At 74.6% G+C, this 830-nt stretch carries 1 protein-coding gene; it reads right to left on the bottom strand.

What is annotated here, in order from left to right; translation table 11 throughout:
• Positions 1-60: 60 nt before the first annotated feature.
• Positions 61-830, bottom strand: a 770-nt coding sequence (locus C1J00_RS45785) for a hypothetical protein (protein ID WP_180989933.1), incomplete at its 5' end; no start/stop codon positions are given.

Raw genomic sequence — 830 nt, 5'->3', positions numbered from 1 at the left:
CCTGGGGGCTGAGGGCCGCGCCCCCGAGAGCAGTCGGGGGCGCGGCCGGGCGAGGGAGGGTCAGACCAGGTGCGAGACGGCGGAGAGCAGCAGATCGGCGCCGAGGTTGCAGAACTCGGCGACGACCAGGCGGGAGTCGTCCGCGTGGTCGGTGGGCTCGTCCTTCGCCGGAAGCGCGATCCAGCCGCCCGGCTGCTCGTGGCCGCCGAACTCGACCTCGTCGGCGTTGAGCGGGCGGAGCTGCGGGAAGTTGTCCGTCAGGTGGCGCGTGAAGGCGCTGCCGACGTCGGCGGGCTCCCGTCCGTCGGCCGTGGGGAGCATGACCGGCAGGAGGCCGTACAGGCCGCCCACGGGGCCCTCGTACGTCACGCCGAGGGTGCCGGTCTCGTTGATCACCCACACGCCCCACTCGGCGCCGTTGGACGCGGTCCAGGTGATGCCGACACCCAGGGAGTGGCGGACGGGGTCCACGTGCGCGCCGTGGTCGATGAGGGAGAACCCCACCTCGTTCAGGTGCTGCGCCCCGTCGATGATGATCTGCTCGCGGCCGTGGGCGTGCAGGGTGGCGCTGGCGGCCTCCCGGTCCAGGCGGGGCAGGACGACGCGCAGCAGGCGCCCGGCGAGTTCGGCGACGGGGTCCGGGCCGGTCTCAGTGATGACGGCGTCCGGGGCGTCGGCGAGGGCTCGGGACCGGTCCGCGTAGACCTCGATGCGGCCGTCCAGCTCGACGACGTCGAGGGCACGCTCGCCCTGCACGAGGCGGGACGTCGCGGCGTTGGCGCGGATGCACTGGGGGGCGGGGGCGACCTGCCAGGCCACGCCCTTGCGGG

It is taken from the genome of Streptomyces cahuitamycinicus (genome assembly GCF_002891435.1).
GTDB classification, from domain to species: Bacteria; Actinomycetota; Actinomycetes; order Streptomycetales; family Streptomycetaceae; genus Streptomyces; species Streptomyces cahuitamycinicus.
Note: the sequence above shows the minus strand (reverse complement) of the source record. Positions and strands in the feature narration are given on the sequence as shown.